The sequence below is a fragment of the Microbulbifer sp. ABF4_107 genome, assembly GCF_056312215.1.
Genome location: NZ_CM149983.1, coordinates 1,546,082 through 1,568,994, shown reverse-complemented (window position 1 = coordinate 1,568,994; position 22,913 = coordinate 1,546,082). Strand labels below are relative to the sequence as shown.

General features: G+C 56.8%; 17 protein-coding genes. 6 read left to right on the top strand and 11 right to left on the bottom strand.

The genetic code is table 11. The features are described 5' to 3' along the window. Nucleotides 1-7: 7 nt before the first annotated feature. Complete coding sequence (locus ACYX4K_RS06415) at nucleotides 8-2,257, top strand: acetyl-CoA hydrolase/transferase C-terminal domain-containing protein (RefSeq protein ID WP_475092950.1); 2,250 nt, start codon at nucleotides 8-10, stop codon at nucleotides 2,255-2,257. 2 nt (nucleotides 2,258-2,259) lie between these two features. On the opposite strand, the gene pta is transcribed toward ACYX4K_RS06415, so the two are convergent. The 3 genes from pta to ACYX4K_RS06400 form a co-directional block, all read right to left on the bottom strand. After that, a complete protein-coding gene (pta, locus tag ACYX4K_RS06410) occupies nucleotides 2,260-4,401 on the bottom strand; it encodes a phosphate acetyltransferase (RefSeq protein ID WP_475092951.1) in 2,142 nt (713 codons plus the stop codon). Nucleotides 4,402-4,403: 2 nt separating this feature from the next. After that, nucleotides 4,404-5,642 (bottom strand): acetate kinase, encoded by a 1,239-nt coding sequence (locus ACYX4K_RS06405; protein ID WP_475092952.1) that lies wholly within the window; start codon nucleotides 5,640-5,642, stop codon nucleotides 4,404-4,406. Nucleotides 5,643-5,850: 208 nt separating this feature from the next. Next, the gene (locus tag ACYX4K_RS06400; protein ID WP_475092953.1) at nucleotides 5,851-7,449 is read right to left on the bottom strand and encodes an isocitrate lyase; all 1,599 of its coding nucleotides are present in this window, start codon (nucleotides 7,447-7,449) and stop codon (nucleotides 5,851-5,853) included. A 198-nt stretch (nucleotides 7,450-7,647) separates the two neighbouring features. Between ACYX4K_RS06400 and ACYX4K_RS06395 the strand changes: the two genes are divergently transcribed. The 4 genes from ACYX4K_RS06395 (at nucleotide 7,648) to ACYX4K_RS06380 (ending at nucleotide 14,206) form a co-directional block, all read left to right on the top strand. Next, entirely contained in the window at nucleotides 7,648-8,583 is a 936-nt protein-coding gene (locus tag ACYX4K_RS06395) for a LysR family transcriptional regulator (RefSeq protein WP_475092954.1), read from the top strand. A 118-nt stretch (nucleotides 8,584-8,701) separates the two neighbouring features. Continuing rightward, nucleotides 8,702-10,876, top strand: a complete 2,175-nt coding sequence (locus tag ACYX4K_RS06390; RefSeq protein WP_475092955.1) for a malate synthase G — start codon at nucleotides 8,702-8,704, stop codon at nucleotides 10,874-10,876. 115 nt (nucleotides 10,877-10,991) lie between these two features. Beyond that, complete coding sequence (gene fdhD, locus ACYX4K_RS06385; protein WP_475092956.1) at nucleotides 10,992-11,822, top strand: formate dehydrogenase accessory sulfurtransferase FdhD; 831 nt, start codon at nucleotides 10,992-10,994, stop codon at nucleotides 11,820-11,822. A 32-nt stretch (nucleotides 11,823-11,854) separates the two neighbouring features. Then, complete coding sequence (locus ACYX4K_RS06380) at nucleotides 11,855-14,206, top strand: FdhF/YdeP family oxidoreductase (RefSeq protein WP_475092957.1); 2,352 nt, start codon at nucleotides 11,855-11,857, stop codon at nucleotides 14,204-14,206. A gap of 22 nt (nucleotides 14,207-14,228) precedes the next feature. Here the strand turns inward: ACYX4K_RS06380 and ACYX4K_RS06375 are convergent, their stop codons facing one another. The 7 genes from ACYX4K_RS06375 to ACYX4K_RS06345 form a co-directional block, all read right to left on the bottom strand. Further along, a complete protein-coding gene (locus tag ACYX4K_RS06375) occupies nucleotides 14,229-14,762 on the bottom strand; it encodes a DUF7931 domain-containing protein (protein WP_475092958.1) in 534 nt (177 codons plus the stop codon). Further along, nucleotides 14,746-15,207 (bottom strand): GNAT family N-acetyltransferase, encoded by a 462-nt coding sequence (locus tag ACYX4K_RS06370; RefSeq protein ID WP_475092959.1) that lies wholly within the window; start codon nucleotides 15,205-15,207, stop codon nucleotides 14,746-14,748. The genes ACYX4K_RS06375 and ACYX4K_RS06370 overlap by 17 nt, the downstream gene beginning before the upstream one ends. Before the next feature lie 11 nt (nucleotides 15,208-15,218). Further along, complete coding sequence (locus ACYX4K_RS06365; protein ID WP_475092960.1) at nucleotides 15,219-16,418, bottom strand: JmjC domain-containing protein; 1,200 nt, start codon at nucleotides 16,416-16,418, stop codon at nucleotides 15,219-15,221. Nucleotides 16,419-16,450: 32 nt separating this feature from the next. After that, nucleotides 16,451-17,824 (bottom strand): adenylosuccinate lyase, encoded by a 1,374-nt coding sequence (gene purB / locus ACYX4K_RS06360; RefSeq protein WP_475092961.1) that lies wholly within the window; start codon nucleotides 17,822-17,824, stop codon nucleotides 16,451-16,453. Between the two features lie 58 nt (nucleotides 17,825-17,882). After that, entirely contained in the window at nucleotides 17,883-18,518 is a 636-nt protein-coding gene (hflD, locus tag ACYX4K_RS06355; protein ID WP_475092962.1) for a high frequency lysogenization protein HflD, read from the bottom strand. Beyond that, nucleotides 18,515-19,699, bottom strand: a complete 1,185-nt coding sequence (gene mnmA, locus ACYX4K_RS06350) for a tRNA 2-thiouridine(34) synthase MnmA (RefSeq protein ID WP_475092963.1) — start codon at nucleotides 19,697-19,699, stop codon at nucleotides 18,515-18,517. Before mnmA ends, hflD begins: the two co-directional genes overlap by 4 nt. Before the next feature lie 245 nt (nucleotides 19,700-19,944). Continuing rightward, a complete protein-coding gene (locus ACYX4K_RS06345) occupies nucleotides 19,945-20,625 on the bottom strand; it encodes a pseudouridine synthase (RefSeq protein WP_475092964.1) in 681 nt (226 codons plus the stop codon). Nucleotides 20,626-20,866: 241 nt separating this feature from the next. On the opposite strand from ACYX4K_RS06345, the gene icd reads away from it, so the two are divergent. Further along, the gene (icd, locus tag ACYX4K_RS06340) at nucleotides 20,867-22,117 is read left to right on the top strand and encodes an NADP-dependent isocitrate dehydrogenase (protein ID WP_475092965.1); all 1,251 of its coding nucleotides are present in this window, start codon (nucleotides 20,867-20,869) and stop codon (nucleotides 22,115-22,117) included. A 238-nt stretch (nucleotides 22,118-22,355) separates the two neighbouring features. Here icd and cspD read toward each other — a convergent pair whose 3' ends face one another. Continuing rightward, nucleotides 22,356-22,643, bottom strand: a complete 288-nt coding sequence (gene cspD, locus ACYX4K_RS06335; protein ID WP_475092966.1) for a cold shock domain-containing protein CspD — start codon at nucleotides 22,641-22,643, stop codon at nucleotides 22,356-22,358. Nucleotides 22,644-22,913: the final 270 nt, after the last annotated feature.

Below are 22,913 nucleotides of genomic sequence, written 5' to 3'. Positions count from 1 at the left end.
GGCTTTCATGGCTTCATCTGTTGATGACCCGATCAGTTTCAATACCGCTGAGGCCTGTGTCGATGCGGTATTGGAAAAAGTTGGCAAGCGTATTGTGCTTGGGCTACCGCTTGGAATTGGCAAGGCGAATCATTTTGCCAATGCGCTCTATGCGCGGGCTGAAGCGGATCCGGACATTTCTCTGACGATATTCACCGCACTGACGCTAGAGCGACCATCTGGTGGAAGCGAGCTACAGCGTCGTTTTGTTCAACCATTACTGGACCGGCTGTATTACGAGTATCAGGATCTCGCCTACAACCAGGCTCGCCGCAAAGGGCTGCTACCGGAGAACGTCGAGGTTTGTGAGTTTTTCATGCAGCCCGGTAGCTTTCTGAACAGCCCGAGTGCTCAGCAGAGCTATGTCAGCTCAAACTACACTCATGTGCCGAGAGATCTCCTTGATCGCGGTGTAAACGTGGTTGCACAAATGGTCGCACCTGCGCCCGATGACTCTGGTGACCTGAGCCTCAGCGCCAACCCGGATTTGACGCTGCCATTGCTCGCCCTCGCCAAACAGCGTCAATATGGACAAATCACCATGGTGGGCGAGGTCAATTCGCACCTGCCATTTGTCGGCAGTGATGCGCGTGTTCCGGCGTCCATGTTCGATTTCGTAATGAGTGGGGAGAGTTTCGATCAGGAAATTTTTCCGGCACCCAACGCACCTGTCGGACTTACCGAATACGCTCTCGCATTTCATATCGCCGGCCTGGTGAAAGACGGCGGTACATTGCAGGTGGGTATTGGGGCGCTCGGCGACGCAATCTGTCATGTGTTGCGTTTACGCCAGGCCGAGAATCGTGATTTCACTGATATTCTGCACGCCTTGCAGACAGAAGCCACGTCAACAATTTGCCGGATGCCACCGGAAACTGGTGTTTTCGAGCGGGGGATCTATGGCGCAAGCGAGATGGTACCCGAGGGGTTCTTCCACTTGCGTGATGCCGGTGTGATGGTCCGGAAGGTTTACCCGGATACCGCGTTACAGCAGATTCTTAATAGTGGCCAGGCAACGGATACCGTGGACGATAGTCTGCTACTTGCGCTGCGCGACTCAGGGAGAATTCAAAGTCCATTGACCGAGCAAGACACACAGTTTTTACAGGCAATGGGTATTGTCGATCCGTCCTATAGCTGGCGCGGGCACCGTTTCCTCGATCAGGGCGGTGAAATGGAAGAGTGTGATCTGCACTCCGAGCAGGGGCGTGAAAAACTCATGGGGACCTGCAAAGGGAGGGCCATCAAGCAGGGAACCTGGCTTCACGGCGGCTTCTATCTAGGTTCCAGCCGGCTGTATGAAACACTGCGCAATATGCCGGAAGAGGAGATGGACGGTTTCAATATGACCGCTATCGACTTTATCAACGATATGCTCAAGGACCCGGATCTGAAAATTGCGCAGCGGCAGTATGCGCGCTTCGTCAATTCGGCAATGATGGTAACGCTTACTGGTGCCGTCATATCCGACGGTCTCGAAGACAGCAGGGTAGTCAGCGGTGTGGGCGGACAGTACAACTTCGTCGCGCAGGCCCACGAGCTTCCCGGAGGCCGCTCCATTATCGCTCTACCGAGCACTCGCCACTCTGAGGGTAGAGTGCGCAGTAACATCCTCTGGGAGTATCCGCACTGTACAATTCCCCGTCATTTGCGCGATATCGTGGTCACGGAATACGGCGTCGCGGATCTGCGCGGGAAAACCGATCGGGATGTGATCGTCGCCATGTTGTGCATTGCCGACTCGCGCTTCCAGCAGGAGTTGCTGGAGAAGGCTCGTCATGCGGGCAAAGTGGAAGCCAACTGCGAGATTCCAGAGGCGTTTGCCAACAACACCCCGGAGCGCATTCAGGCAGCATTTGAACAGGGGCACAGGCTGGCATCGCTGCCGTACTACCCGCTCGGTACCGATCTCACCAGAGAGGAAGCTCAGTTGGCTGTCGCCTTAAAGGCAGTGAAAGAGGAGGGAAGAAAGATTTGGGAGCTATGGCCAACGCTGCGCAAAGGATTGGTGGCCTGTAAAAGCGACGCGCCGGAATTCGAATCTATCCACGCCTGTCTCGATCGTATGGGGTTCAATCGCAGTGACAGCTTTGAACATCGGCTGGAGGCGTATGTAGTCGCCGGTGCGCTGGTGCGATTCCTGGATGAGCGGCGGCCTCTCGGGGATACCGTGGTGAGTACTGGGGCAAATAATATCCGCGCAGCGGGTACCCACTAAGCTCAGTTTTCCAGCTGGCTTGCCTGTATTGCGGTCAATGCAATCGTATAAATAATATCCTCCACGAGCGCACCGCGCGACAGGTCGTTCACTGGCTTTCGCATCCCCTGCAGCATGGGGCCAATACTGATGAGGTCGGCGCTCCTCTGTACGGCCTTATAAGTGGTATTGCCTGTATTCAGGTCGGGAAAAATAAATACCGTTGCGCGCCCGGCCACCGGGCTATCCGGGGCTTTCTTCTTCGCGACATTTTCCATGATCGCCGCGTCATACTGAAGAGGCCCATCAATAACCAGATCCGGTCGCTTTTCCTGTGCCAGTTTTGTTGCCTCTCGAACCTTGTCGACATCACTCCCGGTGCCGGAAGTCCCCGTCGAATAGCTGATCATCGCCACCCGGGGTTCAATACCAAATGCCTCCGCCGAGTCTGCCGACTGTATGGCGATATCCGCAAGTTCTTCCGCGTTGGGATCCGGATTAATTGCGCAGTCTCCGTATACCAGTACCTGATCTGGCAGCAGCATAAAAAACACTGAAGATACCAGGCTGGCGCCGGGGGCTGTTTTAATCAGCTGCAGGGCAGGGCGGATTGTATTCGCGGTGGTATGGACAGCACCTGAGACCAGTCCATCCACTTCGCCCTCCGCCAGCATCATTGTGCCCAGAACCACGTTGTCCTGCAGTTGTTCCTTGGCGACAATCTCGGTCAGACCTTTGCTCTTGCGCAGTTCCACCATCGCATCCACAAACTTGTTGCGTGCGTTCTTGGGGTCGATGATTTCGACCTTGTCGGCGAGCGTAATTCCCTGTTGTTCCGCGACTCGGTGGATCTCCTTTGGATCGCCGAGCAAAACAGGCCGCGCAATACCTCGCTCGGCGCATACCACGGCGGCTTTGACGGTTCGTGGCTCATCGCCTTCCGGTAACACGATTCGCTTGTTGGCTCGGCGCGCAAGCTCTGTCAGGTGATAGCGGAATGCGGGCGGGGACAGGCGCTTGGGTCGGTTGGAGTCTTTGCCGAGGGACTCTAGCCAGTGATTGTCGAGGTGACCGGCAATGAAATCCTGAACTTTCTCAATGCGGTCGATATCATCGGTCGGTGTTTCGGTATTAAATGACTGTAATTGCAGGGCAGTTTGCCAGGTGTTGCTCTCCACAAGAATCACCGGGAGACCGGTTTCCATCGCCGGACCGCACAGTTTTCGCACCTGCGATTCAATATGATAACCACCGGTCAATAGCAGGCAGCCAATCTTGATCCCGTTCATTGCGGCGAGACAGGCTGCGACAATTACATCCGGTCTGTCGCCAGAGGTTACCAGCATGGAACCCGGCTCAAAACGGTAAATCATGTTGCCGAGGGAGCGGGAACAAAAAGTAACGCTGTGTAGCCTTCGGCTCTCCAGTTCACCGTAATTGATGATTTCGGCCTGAAAGTGATCCGCAAGATCTTTTGCACGCGGCGCTACCAGATCGGCATTCCATGGAATGCAGCCAATGATCGGTAGCGGGCTTTTACCAAACAGCGACAGGATTTCCAGACTGCCACGGCGCATTCGTGGCCCTTCAAAGACACCGGTAATATCAGCACCCGGCGCATCTGGAACCTGAGAGGGCGCGCCGACCTTATTGACGATGCACCCCACCACACGACCGGAACTGGTGCCGCCAAACGTGGTCATGGCGACTTCCAGGCGATCTTTCAATTGTTGCGTGGAATCCAGGTTCGGACACACCACCAGAACGATTTCCGCATCCAGTGTTTTGGCGATCTGCAGATTGAGCAGGTTGGCAAACTGGTTTTCGGCATTGGGTACCAATCCTTCGACAATGGCAACGTCCGCTTTCCGTGCATCCTCGTTGAAGCGAGCGAGCACTTCTTCCAGCAGATCCGCCAAGTCGTCATGGCCAATCATGGATTCCGCGTGCTGCATGCTGAAAGATTCTGCCACCTTAAGATTGGACGCCTTGCGCAGGATTTCGTTACTGCGGTCCCGATTGCGCGTATTTTTTACCGTCTCAGCAATGGGCTTGTAAAAACTAACACTCACGCCATCTCTTTCAAGCGCCCGTAACGCACCAAGGCTGACAGAGGTGATGCCGACACCGGCACTGATGGGCACCAGCATAATCGTACGTGGCATTATTAGTGGCCCCTGCCGCGAGGTATCAGTCGCGCGGCATCCCGGGCTATCACCCACTCCTCGTTGGTAGGGATCACGAGTACTGGCTTTTCGTGGTTCCCGTCGATACGACCGTGAATTGCCCCTTCAGCCCCAAAACGCGTTTTCCTGTTTGCTTCGCTGTCGAGCCGATAGCCAAGACCGTGCAGTTGCAACAACACTTTTTCCCGGATCAGTGATGAGTTTTCGCCGATGCCCCCGGTAAATACCACCGCATCGACGCTGGGTAATACACCGTGATAGGCGGCGATATACTTCGTGAGCCGGTAGCAGAAAATATCAAGAGCGAGTTGAGCGCCCTCGTGCCCATTTGCAGCAGCCTGTTCCAGGGCACGGCAATCATTGCTGAGCTCCGAAATTCCCAGGAGCCCACTTTTTTTGTTCAGCAGGTCGTTGATCTCTTTCAGACAGTAATCCATTCGCGCCCCAAGGTGCATGAGCAGCCCCGGATCAACATCGCCGCTGCGCGTTCCCATCACCAGACCTTCCAGTGGCGTAAGGCCCATGCTGGTATCGACACTCTTGCCACCAGCGATGGCGGTAATGGATGCACCGTTGCCCAGGTGCGCTGAAATGATATTGATCTTGTCAGCGGGGATCGCGAGCAGAGCGGAGGCGCGCTCCGTGACAAATCGGTGGCTGGTGCCATGCATGCCATAGCGACGAATTCCGTGTTCGCGGTAGAGAGCGTAGGGCAGGGCGTAGATGTATGCGTGGCGCGGCATTGACTGGTGAAAGGCGGTATCGAACACGGCTATCTGTGGCAAATCCGGAAAGGCCGCAGTCGCCGCCTTTATACCCAACAAGTGCGCAGGGTTGTGTAGTGGGGCCAGTGCAACGCACTGTTGGATGGCCCGGATCACCGCATCATCGATCAGTACCGATTGTGAAAACTTCTCTCCACCGTGAACCACGCGATGGCCGATGGCGACAATTTGCCTGAGCAGTTGTTCCTGTGGCTGCAGAATCTGCTCCACAAGAAACGCGATCACTTCGGTATTTCTGGCCCCTTCGGGCAGAGGTTGCGAATACCGTTTGCCATCTTGTTTCCAGTTGACTATCGGTTCAGGCTGCCCCAGCTGATCGCCTATACCGCTTAGGGAAACTTCGCCGCTGCGAGGATCAATAACAGCAAACTTCAGCGACGAACTTCCACAGTTCAACACAAGAACATGGCCACTGACTGGCAATTCGGTAGACATAGGCAATGTGAAATCTTTGCGGAATTGCCTAAAGCCTAGTTCATATTTACGACAGCCACTTCGCCGGTGGCGTTCGACAGCTACACACGGTCGAGCAGGCGAAAGTACAGTGAGACCGGTAAACAAAAAAGGGCCGCAAAGCGGCCCAATAAGTGAGTGAAACGATTCTCAGGGTATGAATCGGCTCAAACGAATCAACTTCAACAAATCAACCAAACTGGTTCATGGTGTTGTCTTTACCCGCTGCTTTCAGGGCAGCGTCACCAGCAAAGTATTCTTTGTGGTCGTCGCCCATGTCGGAGCCGGCCATGTTCTGGTGCTTAACGCAGGCGATACCCTGGCGGATTTCTTTGCGCTGCACGCCTTCCACGTAGCCCAGCATGCCTTTCTCACCGAAGTATTCTTTGGCCAGGTTGTCGGTAGACAGGGCCGCAGTGTGGTAGGTGGGCAGGGTGATGAGGTGGTGGAAGATGCCGGCTTCACGGGCAGCGTCTGCCTGGAAGGTACGGATTTTCTCGTCCGCCGCCTGAGACAGTTCGGTGTCGTCGTACTCGGCGCTCATCAGTTTGTCGCGATCGTATGCGGTCACGTCCTTGCCTTCTTCTTTCCACGCATCGAATACCTGCTGGCGGAAATTCAGGGTCCAGTTGAAGGACGGGCTGTTGTTGTACACCAGCTTGGCATTCGGCACCTGTTTGCGAATCTCATCCATCATGGCGCCGATCTGACGCACATGGGGCTTCTCGGTTTCGATCCAGATCAGGTCGGCACCGTTCTGCAGGGAGGTCACGCTATCCAGAATGCAGCGGGCTTCGCCGGTGCCCTTCTTGAACTGGAACAGGTTGGAAGCCAGGCGCTTCGGTCGCAGCAGCTTGCCTTCGCGGTTGATGATCACATCGCCGTTTTTCAGGTCGCTTGCGGCCACTTCTTCGCAGTCCAGGAAGCTGTTGTACTGGTCGCCCAGGTCACCGGGTTCATTGGTCACCGCGATCTGCTTGGTGAGGCCGGCACCCAGGGAGTCGGTACGGGCAACGATCACACCGTTATCGACGCCGAGCTCAAGGAAGGCGTAACGCACGGCGCGAATCTTGGCCAGGAAGTCCTCGTGAGGCACGGTTACCTTGCCGTCCTGGTGACCGCACTGCTTCTCGTCGGACACCTGGTTTTCGATCTGAATACAGCAGGCACCGGCTTCAATCATTTTCTTGGCCAGCAGGTAGGTCGCTTCCGCGTTACCAAAACCGGCGTCGATGTCCGCGATGATCGGTACAACGTGGGTCACATGGTTGTCGATCTGGTTCTGAAGGGCTTTTGCCTTTACCTGATCACCGGCTTCACGGGCCGCATCCAGCTCGCGGAACAAGCCGCCCAGCTCGCGGGCATCCGCCTGGCGCAGGAAGGTGTACAGCTCTTCAATCAGCGCAGCTACGGAAGTCTTCTCGTGCATGGACTGGTCGGGCAGGGGGCCAAACTCACTGCGAAGTGCTGCAACCATCCAGCCGGACAGGTACAGGTAGCGGCGGTCGGTATTGCCCTCGAAGTGCTTCTTGATGGAGATCATCTTCTGCTGACCGATAAAACCGTGCCAGCAACCCAGAGACTGGGTGTACTTGGAGGTGTCCTGGTCGTAAGCGTCCATGTCCTTGCGCATGATATCCGCCGTGTAGCGCGCGATATCCAGGCCGGTTTTGAACTTGTTCTGCAGGCGCATGCGCGCGATGGATTCCGGGTTGATGGCATCCCAGGCGCTGCCGTTGGTGTCACACAGCTTGGCGGCTGTTTCGATCTCATTTGCGTAAGTGGACATGGCAATTTTCCCTTGAACGGTGACTGCGAATAGGTTGTGCGTATCCTAGGAGTGCTGGCATAATTTGGCTAATTTATTGTCATTATTCTCACTATACAACGCATGAATATGTCGAGTGGATGTATAGCGTGAACATGACCAGATAGCCTGGAAACCATAAAAACCACCGGTCAAAGAAGTCCGGTAGCGAGTGTGCCGATGAATCTGGAAAGAGCCGATCTCAACCTCCTGGTGTACCTGGACGTATTGCTCAGGGAGCGCAATGTGACCCGTGCGGCCAGCCACCTGGGGCTGTCCCAGCCGGCCATGAGTAACGGGTTGAAACGCCTGCGCGAACTGTTTGGTGACCCGCTGCTGGTGCGCACCCGGGAGGGAATGATGCCCACGGAGCGCGCGATGGAGCTGCAACCCATGGTGCGCGAGGCGCTTGCGGCAATTGATCAAGTAATCCAGCCGAACCGGGACTTTACGCCGACGGATGCGCGCCGCACCTTCCGTATCATGGCGAGTGACTATGCAGAATCCACACTGATTCCACCGCTGCTCAAGCAGCTGCGGGTGGGCGCTCCAGGTATCAGTCTAGACATCATGACTCCCAGCGATGTGAGCTTTGTGGATGTGGAGCAGGGCAAGGTCGACATGGTTATCAACCGCTTTGATTCCATGCCCCAGAGCTTCCATCAGGCGACCATATGGAGCGATACCTTCTCCTGCGTCCTGCGCGCGGATAACCCGATACTGCAAGACTACAATCTGGAGAGTTACCTGGGGGCGCAGCATATCTGGGTGAGTAAAACCGGCATGGGCGTTGGCGTCGGGGTGAACCCGGAAGACGTACAGCGCCTGGGCTGGGTGGATGAGGCCATTGGCCGTCTGGGTCGCAAACGTGATATCTCGGTGTTTACCCGTCACTATCAGGTTGCGATGTTGCTGGCAGAGCAGAGCGACCTGATTGTCACCGTTCCCACCCGCCTGGCTCAGTTGGCCTCCAGCAATCCACGGGTGGTTTTGCGCGAGCCGCCAGTCAAGATTCCCCCCCTGGAATTGAAGATGGCGTGGAGCCCGCTGTTGCAACAAAGCGCGCCGCACCGCTGGATGCGGCGCCTGATTCTCGATGTGGGCCGTCAACTTTAAGCTGGAGCCCCACAATTAATTCATTTCACGAATAGTGAAGATTGCACCTATAAATTAGTGATATGGGGGTTGCCATGTTTAGAATGCCGCAGCACTCACCAGTACCAAGAGGTCAACCATGACGGAAAGAGTCCGTATCGGCGGTCTGCAGATCGCTACAGAACTACACGCATTGATCGCGAATGAAGTGATTCCGGGAACCGGTATCAACGAGGAAGTGTTCTGGGCGGAGTTCGAAAAAGTCGTCAACGACCTTGCCCCGGTCAACCGCGAGCTGCTCGCCAAGCGCGATCAGATTCAGGCGCAGATGGACCAGTGGTACAGCGATAACCCCAACGGGTTTCGTGACCTCGACAAGTACAGGGCCTTCCTGAAAGAGATAGGTTACCTGGTGGACGCGTCAGCGGATTTCACTGCAAAAACCGAAAACGTCGATGCGGAAATCGCCACCATGGCAGGCCCTCAGTTGGTGGTGCCGGTGATGAACGCCCGATACGCCCTGAATGCGGCCAACGCCCGCTGGGGCAGCCTGTACGACGCACTCTACGGTACTGACGTTATCAGCGAAGAGAACGGCGCGGAGAAGGCTGGGGACTACAACCCGGTGCGCGGTGCCAAGGTGATTGAGTTCGGCCGCGATTTCCTCGACCAGGCGGCGCCGTTAAACGGCGTCAGCCACAAGGATGTTACCGAATACCGTATCAACGGCTCTTTACTGGAGGCTGAGCTGGGCAATGGCAAAGTTACCGCACTGCAAAACAGCCGCCAGTACCTGGGATACCGCGGTGCCCAGGACGCGCCGGAAGCCATTCTGCTGGGCCATAACGGCCTGCATTTTGAAATCCAGATTGACCGCAACAGCCCCATCGGCCAAACCGACAGAGCCGGAGTGAAAGACATCCTGGTGGAAGCGGCGCTGACCACCATTATGGATTGCGAAGACTCCGTGGCCGCCGTCGATGCAGAAGATAAAGTCATCGTGTACCGCAACTGGCTGGGCCTGATGAAGGGCGATCTCCAAGAGACCCTGAACAAGGGCGGCCGCGAAGTGGTGCGCACGCTTAACGCCGACCGCGAATACAAGGGCGCCGAGGGCGGCGAATTAACTTTGCCCGGCCGCAGCCTGATGTTTGTGCGCAACGTGGGTCACCTGATGACCAACGATGCGGTGCTGGACAAAGACGGCAACGAAGTGCCGGAAGGTATCCTCGATGCGATGATCACTAGCCTGATCGCCATTCACGACCTGAAAGGTGAAGGCTCGCTGCGCAACTCCCGCGCAGGCAGCGTGTATATCGTAAAGCCGAAAATGCACGGCCCGGAAGAAGTGGCCTTTGCCAATACGCTGTTCAACCGGGTGGAAGACGCCCTCGGTCTCGCACGCAATACGGTAAAAATGGGCATTATGGATGAGGAGCGCCGTACCACGGTCAACCTCAAGGCCTGTATCGCCGCCGCTCAGGAGCGCGTGGTGTTTATCAATACCGGCTTCCTGGACCGTACCGGTGACGAAATCCACACCTCCATGCTGGCGGGTCCGATGATCCGCAAAGGTGAAATGAAGCAGTCCAAGTGGATTGCCGCTTACGAAGACTGGAACGTGGATACCGGCCTCGCCACCGGACTCAAAGGCCGTGCGCAAATCGGCAAGGGCATGTGGCCCATCCCCGACCAGATGGCGGCGATGATGGAGGCCAAAATTGGCCACCCGAAAGCCGGCGCCAATACCGCCTGGGTTCCGTCTCCGACAGCCGCCACCCTGCACGCCCTGCATTACCACCAGGTAAATGTAGCGGAAGTGCAGGACCAGCTGGCGAGCCGCAAACCCGCCAGCCTGGACGATATCCTGACTGTGCCAGTGGCAGAGAACACCGATTGGAGCGATGCGGATATCCAGCGCGAACTGGATAACAACGCGCAAGGCATCCTCGGCTATGTGGTGCGCTGGATTGACCAGGGCGTTGGCTGTTCCAAGGTGCCCGATATCAACGATGTGGGCCTGATGGAAGACCGCGCCACCTTGCGGATTTCCTCCCAGCACATTGCTAACTGGCTGAAGCAGGGTATCTGTACCGATGAGCAGGTGCGGGAAACCATGCAGCGTATGGCCGCTGTAGTGGATCGCCAGAATGCCGCAGATCCCGCTTATCGCCCAATGGCGCCGGAATTTGATCGCAGCATCGCTTTTCAGGCCGCCTGTGAGCTGGTATTCGAGGGCTGTGCGCAGCCGAATGGCTATACAGAGCCCGTCCTGCACCGCCGTCGCCGCGAATTCAAGGCCAGCCAGGGCTAAGCGCTGCCATGTCGTGGCTTCACGACATAATCTTCGGAAAATCCAAAGCCCCGCACACGCGGGGCTTTTTCTTTGTGTAAGCTGACGGGACGTCAAATTGAGTTTCAGTTAAGTAATGAGCAAAAGTCCGCCCTCTGTTGGCTACGAATTCCACGCCCACGAGAGCCACGTTGGTGATGCCCAGCCCGGATATCAAAAGCTCGCGAGTGAAGTTGCGGTTGCGATTAGCTACAACGGACTGAATCACGCTGTGATGATGGCAACGCCGGAGGCACTGGAAGATTTCGTCCTGGGGTATTCTCTGGCATCAGGGATTGTTTGCAGTGAAAAGCAGCTTCTCGATCTGGAAATTAACACTGAGCAGGACGCCATCTATCTGAACGTTGTGATCAGTCAGCGCGCCTTTCACCAGTACAAAGTTGATCGAAATAAAATGCGCCGCACCGATGCGGGTTCTAGTGCGTGTGGATTATGTGGCGTCGAAGCGCTGAGAAAGGTGCTCAACCCGGCCCACAACGTCATAGACGGCGCCGACTACAGCAATCTACCTTCTCCCGGACACCTGCACGACCTTCGAACACGCTTCAGCGACAGTCAGCCCTCGCGCAACATTAGCGGTGCCATGCATGCGGCGATCTATGTGGACGTGCAGGGGCATACCCGGATCTGCAGGGAAGATATTGGTCGCCACAATGCGCTGGATAAATTGATCGGCGGGTGTGTCCGGTATGGATGGCCACTGGACCGGGGATTTATTGCCATCAGTAGCCGCTGCGGGTTCGAACTGGTTCAAAAAGCAGTGTCCTGTGGGGTGGCAACCCTGGTGAGTTTGTCATCTCCTTCCGACATCGCCGTGCGCTGGGCGCGGCGCTATAGGCTCAACCTGATCCATGTTCCTGCGGCAGGTACGCCTCGAGTCTACAGCGCGCTCGGTGTGCGGCGCTAAAGTATTCCGGCAACCCATCATCACTGAGAGGTATGCGTACTGTGAAGACCCCGGTAGACCGTTTTCGATTCCGACCCTACCAGCGCCCTGCTGCAGGGTGGGGTGCGTTGCGCAGTGTGGCTCATGCCTGGCTGGAAAGCCGCCAGCCATTCAAGAATCTGCGCGCAATGTTGCAAACCAACCAGAACGGCGGGTTCGATTGTCCCGGGTGTGCCTGGGGCGAGGCGCCGAAAGAGGGGCGCATTCGCTTTTGCGAGAACGGCGCCAAGGCAGTGAATTGGGAGGCCTCTGGTCGCGGCGTCGATGAATCATTTTTTGCCGAGCACAGCGTGCGGGATCTTCTCGCTCAGGATGACTACTGGCTGGAATATCAGGGGCGGCTCACGCAGCCGATGGTGTATGACCGCGATCGCGATCGCGATCACTACCGCCCGATTACCTGGGATCAGGCATTTCAGAAAATCGCCGACCACCTGCAAGGGTTAGATTTCCCGGATCACGCCGCGTTTTATACCTCCGGTCGCGCGAGCAATGAAGCCGCGTTTCTCTATCAATTATTTGCGCGCGTATTCGGCACCAACAACCTGCCGGACTGCTCGAATATGTGCCACGAAGCCAGTGGCGTTGCACTGAAAGCCAGTATCGGCACCGGCAAAGGCACCGTCACTTACGAAGACTTCGACCACGCAGAAGCCATTTTCGTGATCGGCCAGAACCCAGGCACCAATCACCCGCGCATGTTGGAGCCGCTCAGCGAAGCTGTAGCGCGGGGTGCACAGGTAGTGGTGTTCAACCCACTGCGCGAGCGCGGGCTGGAAAAATTCCAGGCGCCGCAAGATCCGCTGCAGATGCTTACCAACAAATCGTTCGCCATGCACACCGCCTATTTTCGACCCGCGCTGGGTGGCGATATTGCGGTGATGCGCGGTATCGCCAAGTTTGTGCTGCAATGGCAGGACGAAGCCGATGCGCGAGGAGAGTCCGATGCGGGCCCGCTGGATCGCGAATTTATCGATGAACACTGTCAGGGTTTTGAGGAATACCGGCAGGCTGTCGAGGATACAAGCTGGGACGAAATCCTCACCTTTTCCGGTTTGGAACTGGCCGAGCTGGAGCGGGCCGCGCATATTTTCTGCCGCAGTGAGGCGACCATAATTTGCTGGGCGATGGGGATCACCCAGCACCGCCATTCCGTCGCCACCATTCAGGAAATCGCCAATCTGCAAATGTTGCGCGGCCAGATTGGCAAGCCCGGAGCAGGTTTGTGCCCGGTGCGCGGGCACAGCAACGTGCAGGGCGATCGCACCATGGGCATTGATGAAAGTCCTCCCCAATGGCTGCTGGATGCATTGGCGAAACGATTCAAAATTCAGGTACCCCGGGAGCACGGCCTGAATGTGGTGAAAACCATCGAGGCAATGGGACGCGGCGACGTCAAAGTATTTATCGGTTTGGGCGGTAACTTCGCTCAGGCCACTCCGGATACCGAGGAAACTCACGAAGCGTTGCGAAACTGCGATCTGACGGTACAGATCAGTACCAAACTCAATCGCAGCCATCTTGTCACCGGTCGCGAAGCGTTGATTCTGCCATGCCTGGGGCGTACCGATATCGACATCCAGGCCGGCGGACCACAGGCGGTCACCGTGGAGGATTCCTTCAGCATGGTGCACGCGTCATACGGTCAATTGCGCCCGCTTTCCGCGGAAATGCGCTCGGAACCGGCGATCATTGCCGGAATTGCCCAGGCTACGCTTGGATCGAATCCCGTTCCCTGGCAAACACTGATTGATGACTACGGCCGTATTCGCGACCTGATTGCCGATGTGATTCCGGGATTTGAAGGCTTTAACGAAAAGATCCAGCAGCCCGGAGGCTTTTACCTGCAAAACCCGGCGGGGTTGCGCCAGTGGCGCACCGAGACCGGCAAGGCCAACTTCACCGCCGAATCGCTGCCGGCGCCGTTACCACAGGCGGTACTGGAAAAAATTGGTAAGCCCGAACACAAGGCCGACCTGGTACTGCAAACATTGCGCTCACACGACCAGTACAACACCACGATTTACGGTCTCGATGACCGCTATCGCGGGATCAAAGGTGATCGCCGTGTGTTGTTCGCGCATATCGAGGATATTCACCGATTGGGCTTTGAAGACAGGCAATCGGTGGATGTGGTCTCCATCTGGAGTGATGACAAGCAGCGCCGTATTACGGGCTTCAAGCTGATTGCCTTTGATATCCCAAAGGGACAGGCCGCAGCCTATTATCCGGAAGCAAATCCCCTGGTGCCGCTGGAGAGCTTTGGTCTCGGGAGCTTTACGCCCACATCGAAATATATTGCGATTCGGCTGGAGCCAAGCACGGTTCCCGAGCGTATTGTTTAAGGTTTAGGACTGGCGGAAATTCTCACAGCACGAAACGGCGCAGCGCCGGATCCGGACGCGCATTCAGCCAGTTCTGCTCAAACACTTCCTGGAGCTTCCTGTTTCTGACCGGGTCGTCACCGCGGTACTGACCAATCCATTTTGCAGAATCGGATATCAGCATGCTCTGGCGATCGTCTGCAATCACAAATTCCCAATCGGTGGGTTCACTGGTGTTTTGTATTTTTCGCAGGCTGATACGGCTGTCGAGGCGTTGAATTAACGGTAGTAACAGGTGGGGCTGGCGCAGCAGGGGATCGCTGTCGGTGATCAGGATTTCGACCCGGGCGTAACGGCTGCGGCGGGCAAATTGCGAAAGTGCTTCAACACACTCGGAGCGGTGGAACAGTGGGCGGGCGAGATACTGGGAAAAGATCCGCACCTTGCGGCGACTTTCTGAAAGCAGTTGAACCAGCGCTTCTGCGCAAGCACCACTGTTTTCGAGTGTATCTACGGCAGGCGCATCGGGTGTGGCGCCTGCCTGCAGTCGTTTGCGTCGATCAGCGGTTCCAGTCATCGAGATTTTCGCTGGGCTCTTTCTCGTTGAGGGTGCGCTCCATGCGCACGTGGGGAATTCCCGCTTCCATAAATTCCTCTCCCGCGGCGACGAAGCCCGCGCGCTCGTAGAAAGGAATCGCCTGCACCTGGGCATTCAGATAAACGTTCTTCTGCCCGGAAAGCCCGGCAAATTTACAGATGCGGCGCAGTAGCTCCAGACCCGCACCGAGACCGCGGGCTTCCTTCAGAATCGCCATGCGGCCGATCTTGCCACCGCCGGTGAGGCGACCGGTACCGATGGGCTTATTTTCGTAATACACCAGAAAATGCTGGGCGGATTCTTCCAGTTCGTCCCACTCCAACTCTGGCGGCACATGCTGTTCTTCCACAAAGACCTTCTGGCGGATGCTGCGAATGGCATCCCGGTCCGTCTGCCAATCAGCCAGGCGTACAAACAGACTCATGAAGCGAACTCCTACTCATCATCCTGATCATCGTATTCGAGTTGTTCAGGGTAAATGAGACTGCCCTGGGAAACCAGCTGGTCGATCAAACCATTTTCAGCCGCCAGCTCCGGGTAACCGACGATCTCCCCGTGGGTGATCGTGCGGCTGTCGCAAAAGGCCTCTGCAAACAGCAGCGGGGCAGGGAAGGGCTCGCCGTCGACAAACAGTAGCTCCGGGTCGCGAGAGAAGGCGCTGCGGGACCCCGGGTTCAAAATCAGGATGCCACCTTCTTCCAGCTGTTCGCGCCAGTCTTCCGCGCTGCCGGCATCCAGGGCGACGGTTTCCGGGTACTTGGATTCCGTCATGATGGCGCCAAACCAGCGGGCGACGGTTTCCGGCTGCTTTAGCCACTCACTCAGTTGCCCCTGGACCCGGGCTACCGTAGCAGGATCAATTTCTGCAGGGTTTGCGGGCCGCGCGAGATCCTGGTCACTGTAGCGAATATGGTCGGGCAGATGCGCGGCCAGTTCGCCGCCCAGATCTTCCAGCAAGGTGCGCGCAGAAGGGGCACGGAAGCCAATAGAAATTGTGGTGCAGCCTCCCTCGGCGACGCCCCAGTGGCTGAACTGCGGTGGCAAATAGAGCATATCGCCGGGCTCCAGCTCCCAGCTGGCCTCGGCCTCAAAGTCCCGCAGAATGTTCAGCGGTGTACCTTCTATACGCGGGCTACTGGCATCCGCCTTGGGGCCCAATTGCCAGCGCCGCACGCCTTCTGCTTGCAGCAGGAACACGTCGTAGAAGTCGTAATGGGGACCGACGCTGCCCTGATCGGCGGCGTAACTGATCATTACGTCATCAAGACGCCAGTCCGGGATAAAGCGAAAGTACTCTTTGAGTTCCGCTACTTCCGGAATCCACTGGTCCACCGCCTGTACCAGCAGCGTCCAGTGGGATTTCGGCAGTCCGAAAAAGTCTTCTTCGGTGAAGGGACCACTGCGCAGTTGCCAGGGGCCATCTGCACCGCGCTCTTCGATCAGGCGGGATTCAATCTGTTCTTCCAGCGCCATACCGGCGAGTTCTTCGCCGGTGATGGGTGTTTCGAACCCGGGAAACGCATTGCGAATGAGCAGAGGCTTCTTTTGCCAGTAATCCCGCAAAAAAGTCTCCACCGGCATATCGCCCAGGTGGGTCAGAGGTTGTACTGCTTTATTCTGGCCCGACGCTGACATGCTGCGCTCCCGGTCGTTTTCTGGAAACTGGATTAGATATTGTTGGCCTGGGCCACGGCATTACCGATGTAGGAAGCCGGGGTCATCTCGCGCAGAGACTGCTTGGCTTCTTCCGGCATATCCAGCCCATCGATAAACGCCGCCAGAGTTTCTTTGGTGATGCCCTGACCGCGGGTCAGCGCCTTCAGTTTTTCGTAGGGCTCTTCGATGTTGTAGCGACGCATAACGGTCTGAATCGGCTCCGCCAGAACTTCCCAGGCGTTGTTCAGATCTTCTTCCAGGCGCGCGCGGTTGATTTCCAGTTTGCCCAGGCCCTTCATGGTGGCCGCGTAGGCAATCACGGAGTAGCCCGCGCCCACGCCCATATTGCGCAGCACGGTGGAGTCGGTCAGGTCGCGCTGCCAGCGGGAAACCGGCAGTTTGGCTGCCAGGTGCTGGAATACAGCGTTGGCGATACCCAGGTTGCCTTCGGAGTTCTCGAAGTCGATCGGGTTCACCTTGTGCGGCATGGTGGAGGAACCCACTTCACCGGCAACCACTTTCTGCTTGAAGTAACCCAGGGAGATGTAGCCCCAGATATCGCGATCGAAGTCGATCAGGATGGTGTTGAAGCGGGCAATGGCGTCGAACAGCTCGGCAATATAATCGTGGGGTTCGATCTGGGTGGTGTAGGGGTTCCAGGACAGGCCGAGGGAAGTAACGAACTCTTCCGCGTTCTGCTGCCAGTCCACATCCGGGTAGGCCGACAGGTGTGCGTTGTAGTTACCTACCGCACCGTTGATTTTACCCAGCAGCTCCACTTCGTGAATCTGCTTTACCTGACGGCGCAGGCGCGCAACCACGTTGGCCAGTTCTTTACCGACGGTGGTGGGGCTGGCGGTCTGACCGTGAGTGCGGGACAGCATGGGGACGTCGGCGAAGGTTTTCGCCAGGGTGGCGATCTCACTGACGATCTGGTTCATGGCTGGCAGCAAAACCTGGTCGCGACCGGCGCGCAGCATTAGCGCGTGTGACAGGTTGTTGATGTCTTCAGAAGTACAGGCGAAGTGGATGAACTCATTCACCGCATTCAGCTGCTCATCGCCTTTCACTTTTTCCTTCAGGAAGTACTCAACCGCCTTTACGTCGTGGTTGGTAGTGCGCTCGATTTCCTTGATGCGCTCGGCATCATCCACGGAAAACTGGGCAACGATATCGTCGAGAATCTGATTGCTGTTACCGGTGAACGGCTGCACTTCGGCAATTTTTTCATGGCGGGCCAGCTGTTGCAGCCAGCGTACTTCCACTTCCACGCGTGCGCGGATCAGGCCGTACTCGCTGAAAATATCGCGCAGGGGGGCGGTTTTGCTTTCGTAGCGTCCATCAATGGGGGAAACCGCGGTCAGTGCGGATAGCTCGACAGTCATTGTGTCTCTCCGGTAGTGAGCTCTTGCCAGATTTAACGTCCGGCGTAAATGTAAAAAATCAGTGTTCCAGGGATTCGTACTTGGATACCAGGGCATCCATTTCAGCGATCAGTTTTTTGCGCTGGAATAAAAGGTGCAAACGGCGGCCGCCAAGCTGGCGCCACAGCATGGCGGACCGCACGCCGGCAAACAGCATGGTTCGAATCTGATTGGCGATGCGCTGCTGCTGGAGGTAGTTAAAGTCACCGAGTACCTGGATCCGGAAGCGGAAGGTGCTCAGAGTGTCGCTGTAAATACTCGCAAGATTGGCCGACACATTTTCGTGACCAATGCCAAAATGATCCATTTGCAGCTGCGCCTTTTCCAGGCGGCTGCCAATAATGGAAAGCAGGTCTGGTTTCTTCGCCAGCTGTCGTTGCAGGTACAGGATCGATAGCACGTAGCGCAGGCAATCGGTGTATTCTGGATGATTGCGCGTAGCAATCAGCTGGCGCGCCGCGCGCAGGCCGGGAAGCAATTTCTCGACGCCGCCGAATACGTCCTCGGTGGTTTCAGGATTCTGCTGAAACAGGCTGTAAATCGCGGTTTCCATCTGGTCGGCTGGCGCGGTAGCCGTCTTTGCCAGCCGCTCAACGAGAATGGCTGATTGGAATACTCCTGCCAGCGCCAGTGCTTGATCTCGCCAATTACTCAAAAGTTGCTCCCTGCGGATTTTTTGGCTTTCGGTGCGTGTTCCGGTCCGTCGCTCTCGACATCGCCTACGCCTGTGGCGCGGTCGATGACGGCGCCTCCGAGGCAGATGTCACCCTGATAGATCACCACTGACTGGCCTGGCGTGATTGCGCGCTGCGGCTCGTCGAACGTCATTGTGATCTTGCCATTTTCACCGACTAGAACATCACAATCCTGGTCACTCTGGCGATAGCGGGTTTTTGCCGCGGCCCGGAATGCCTGGGCTGGCGGAGCACCGTTGATCCAGTGCGCCTGAGTTGCTTCCAGGCCAGTGGCATACAGAAGAGGGTGGTGCTTGCCCTGGGCGACCAGCAGTACATTGCGCGAAAGATCCTTGCCGACCACATACCAGGGCTGATCACCTGCACCTTTAACGCCGCCGATACCCAGGCCCTGGCGCTGGCCGATGGTGTGGTACATCAGTCCGGCGTGTTGACCCATCACCTCGCCATCCGGCGTCTGCATCTCACCGGGCTGGGCCGGCAGGTATTGCTCCAGGAAATCCTTGAACCGGCGCTCACCGATAAAGCAGATACCGGTGCTGTCCTTTTTGCTGTGTGTGATAAAGCCGTTCTCTTCCGCGATTCGACGGACTTCCGGTTTTTCCAGCTCTCCCAGAGGGAATAGCGATTTGGCAAATTCCGCTTCGCCTACAGCGTGCAGGAAATAGCTCTGGTCCTTATTGGGATCCAGGCCCTTGCCGAGATACGTATGGCCGCCCTGATCGATGCGACGGGTGTAGTGACCGGTAGCGATGGCGTCAGCTCCGAGCATTTCCGCGTACTCGAGAAAAACTTTGAACTTGATTTCGCGGTTGCACAGGATATCGGGGTTTGGGGTGCGCCCGGCCTTGTATTCGGCGAGAAAATACTCGAACACATTGTCCCAGTACTCAGCGGCGAAATTGGCCGTGTGCAACTTGATGCCCAGGCGCGCGCAAACGGACTCTGCGTCCGCCAAATCCTGCTTGGCCGTGCAGTATTCGGTGCCGTCGTCCTCGTCCCAGTTTTTCATAAACAGCCCTTCCACCTGATAACCCTGCTGCATTAGCAGAAGGGCGGCCACGGAAGAGTCGACACCCCCGGACATACCGACGATGACGCGTTTACCCGCAGGCACTAATGATGAAGGCGTTAAAGACACTGGTGATTCCGAATCTGACATGAACTACCGGGTTGTATCAGTAAGGGGCAAGCGCGGGTTTTCAACCCTGCGATACCCTCAGAACCGCACTGGGGCGGGAAAATGGGGGCGCATTTTACCTGCGATTGAAGTCAGTGACCAATTTAGCCGTGTCTATCCCACCGCTGCTTGTTGCCGCTTGACCTGGTCGTGTCCGGAATACTCCCGCGCCACCGGTCTATATCAGCGTAGCCCCCGTTGCAAAATCAGTGCGATCGCCCAGGATTTCGATTGTTTCGGTTCCGGCTGGAGGCGGGGGCGGCGTTTTTACGCGGCTTCCGAGGGTTTCTCCCGGTGGAGGACTTAGTGCTGCGAGGCTTGCCCGCTCTTGCCGGGACCACCGGCATTTTTACTTGTTCAATTCGGTACTGCCCCGGGGGGAGGTCGCCGACCTGCCAGTCGCCAATCGCCCGCCGGATCAGGCGCAGCGTGGGAAACCCCACCGCCGCGGTCATTCGGCGAACCTGACGATTGCGCCCCTCGGTGATTGTCAGCTCGATCCAGGAGGTGGGGATCGACTTGCGTTCGCGGATCGGCGGGTTACGCGGCCAAATCACTGGTTCCGGGATGATCCGGGCTTTTGCCGGCGCGGTTTCTCCGTCCTTCAGAGTGACGCCCAGCCGCAACTGCAACAGCGCGTCGTCAGTGATTTCACCTTCCACCTGCGCCCAGTAGACTTTCGGCAACTTGTTTCTGGGGTGTGCGATGCGGTGCTGAAGTTGGCCGTCAGCGGTGAGTAGCAGCAGGCCTTCGGAGTCGAAATCGAGGCGACCAGCGGCGTAGACATCCGGCTCGGGGACGAAATCGGCCAGGGTGGGACGTCCATCCGGGTCCGTAAACTGGCAGAGAACCCCGTAGGGCTTGTTCAGCAGGATCAGCTTGCTCATAGCACTCAATATAAGCCCTGTGGCCGTATTCGCAGATTACGCGCATCCCGCCTTGGATGTAATGAAACTACAAAAACGGCCGGATATTGGTATAATCCCGCCGATTTTTAGCCGGCTCGGCGTGTGCAACGACGCAAACAATGGGCGGCAACCATGACCGGCAGCGGAATTTCGGCACATTATGCCGAGATTTCCCCGAAAAAGCCGGACGTTTAGTCAAAGAGTTACGGGAGTCAACTTAATGGGTCATATCCAAGTGCCGGCCAACGGCGAAAAAGTCACAGTCAACGCAGATGGTTCTCTGAACGTACCGAACACCCCGATCATTCCGTTTATCGAAGGTGACGGCATCGGCGTGGATATTACCCCGGTAATGCGCAAAGTGATCGACGCTGCCGTAAGCAAGGCATACAGCGACGAAAAAGCCATCGCATGGATGGAAATCTTCTGCGGTGAGAAAGCAGCTGAAACCTACAGCGGCGACTGGTTCCCAGCAGAAACCCTGGAAGCCATCAAAGAATACGTTGTCAGCATTAAAGGCCCGCTGACCACCCCGGTGGGCGGCGGTTTCCGCTCCCTGAACGTTGCCCTGCGCCAGGAGCTGGACCTGTACGTATGTCAGCGTCCGGTACGCTGGTTCAGCGGTGTACCTTCTCCGGTTAAAGAGCCGAACAAGGTAGACATGGTGATCTTCCGCGAGAACTCCGAAGACATCTACGCCGGTATCGAGTGGAAAGCCGGCACCGACGAAGCCAAGAAAGTGGTTAAGTTCCTGCAGGAAGAGATGGGCGTTAAGAAAATCCGCTTCCCGCAAGAAGTGGGTATCGGTGTTAAGCCGGTTTCCGAAGAAGGCACCAAGCGCCTGGTGCGCAAAGCCCTGCAGTACACCATCGATCAGGACCGCGACTCCCTGACCCTGGTACACAAAGGCAACATCATGAAGTTCACCGAAGGTGCTTTCGCGGACTGGGGCTACGAGCTGGCCCGCGAAGAGTTCGGCGCTCAGCCGATCGACGGCGGCCCCTGGTGCAGCTTCAAAAACCCGAACACCGGCAAGGAAATCGTGGTTAAGGACGTGATCGCCGACGCCATGCTGCAGCAGATTCTGCTGCGTCCGGCCGAGTACGACGTAATCGCCACCCTGAACCTGAACGGCGACTACCTGTCCGACGCACTGGCTGCGCAGGTAGGCGGTATCGGTATCGCGCCGGGTGCCAACCTGTCTGACGACGTTGCCCTGTTCGAAGCGACTCACGGTACTGCACCGAAGTACGCTGGTCAGGACAAAGTAAACCCGGGTTCCCTGATCCTGTCCGCAGAAATGATGCTGCGTCACCTGGGCTGGAACGAAGCCGCCGAGCTGGTTGTTAAAGGTATGGAAGGCGCTATTGAAGCCAAGACCGTTACCTATGACTTCGAGCGCCTGATGGACGGCGCTGCGCTGAAGTCCTGCTCTGAGTTCGGCGACGAAGTCATTAAGCACATGGCTTGATTGTTTAGCAGGCAAGAAACAAAAAAGGCCCCGCACCGCAAGGTGTGGGGCCTTTTTATGTCATTTTACTGCAGGCAAGGATGGTTTCCCGGCGTGCGCCGTGGGAGTGGAACGTTTGTTCCATCATGGGGGCGTCAGAAGGCAGGGGCTACGGAATAGCCGCAAATGACTGGCGGTAACGCCAGAATTTGAGGAAGGTGCGGAAGCTAATCGGGCTGCCGCACTTCCAGAAGATGAGTCAGTCGAGAACTTCTTCGGTTTCCTGCTCCCTGACAGCCTCGACCTGTGGGGCGGGGGCTGGACTAGAAGCCGGGCGAGGGGCATCGGCAGCGCTGATGTTGGCTGCGTGGTAACCCTTGTCGCCCTGGATGATGTCGAATTGCACTTGTTGGCCAGCTTTCAGGGTGCGATACCCGTCCATCTGAATGGCCGAGTAGTGCGCGAACAGATCTTCTCCACCTTCGTCAGCAAGAATAAATCCATATCCCTTGGCGTTATTGAACCACTTAACGGTACCGGTAGGCATGGCGAAATCCCTCTAATATTGCCGGGGCGACTGCAGGCCGCCTATATACATGTTGTCGTTATTGTTATCGCGCTTCATGCGCTTGCTTTTTATTCGTACAAAATCATTCGCACGATAATTGTGTACCTTCGTTAACCACTGGCGCGGTTACTACCTCTTGTAGCCAACAGCCCAGCGCTTGTCAAGTGAATACCCCCCGATGCGCTGTGCCAGCTACCGTTTGCGGTTACAATGCCGGCTCGCCATTTCTATTCTGGTGACTGGTGTACG

Bases quoted from the DNA above. Each gene is read 5' to 3' on its own strand.
- ACYX4K_RS06415 (WP_475092950.1), top strand. From the start codon at position 8: ATGGCTTCATCTGTTGATGACCCGATCAGTTTCAATACCGCTGAGGCC.
- pta (WP_475092951.1), bottom strand. From the start codon at position 4,401: ATGCCACGTACGATTATGCTGGTGCCCATCAGTGCCGGTGTCGGCATC.
- ACYX4K_RS06405 (WP_475092952.1), bottom strand. From the start codon at position 5,642: ATGTCTACCGAATTGCCAGTCAGTGGCCATGTTCTTGTGTTGAACTGT.
- ACYX4K_RS06400 (WP_475092953.1), bottom strand. From the start codon at position 7,449: ATGTCCACTTACGCAAATGAGATCGAAACAGCCGCCAAGCTGTGTGAC.
- ACYX4K_RS06395 (WP_475092954.1), top strand. From the start codon at position 7,648: ATGAATCTGGAAAGAGCCGATCTCAACCTCCTGGTGTACCTGGACGTA.
- ACYX4K_RS06390 (WP_475092955.1), top strand. From the start codon at position 8,702: ATGACGGAAAGAGTCCGTATCGGCGGTCTGCAGATCGCTACAGAACTA.
- fdhD (WP_475092956.1), top strand. From the start codon at position 10,992: ATGAGCAAAAGTCCGCCCTCTGTTGGCTACGAATTCCACGCCCACGAG.
- ACYX4K_RS06380 (WP_475092957.1), top strand. From the start codon at position 11,855: ATGCGTACTGTGAAGACCCCGGTAGACCGTTTTCGATTCCGACCCTAC.
- ACYX4K_RS06375 (WP_475092958.1), bottom strand. From the start codon at position 14,762: ATGACTGGAACCGCTGATCGACGCAAACGACTGCAGGCAGGCGCCACA.
- ACYX4K_RS06370 (WP_475092959.1), bottom strand. From the start codon at position 15,207: ATGAGTCTGTTTGTACGCCTGGCTGATTGGCAGACGGACCGGGATGCC.
- ACYX4K_RS06365 (WP_475092960.1), bottom strand. From the start codon at position 16,418: ATGTCAGCGTCGGGCCAGAATAAAGCAGTACAACCTCTGACCCACCTG.
- purB (WP_475092961.1), bottom strand. From the start codon at position 17,824: ATGACTGTCGAGCTATCCGCACTGACCGCGGTTTCCCCCATTGATGGA.
- ACYX4K_RS06345 (WP_475092964.1), bottom strand. From the start codon at position 20,625: ATGAGCAAGCTGATCCTGCTGAACAAGCCCTACGGGGTTCTCTGCCAG.
- icd (WP_475092965.1), top strand. From the start codon at position 20,867: ATGGGTCATATCCAAGTGCCGGCCAACGGCGAAAAAGTCACAGTCAAC.
- cspD (WP_475092966.1), bottom strand. From the start codon at position 22,643: ATGCCTACCGGTACCGTTAAGTGGTTCAATAACGCCAAGGGATATGGA.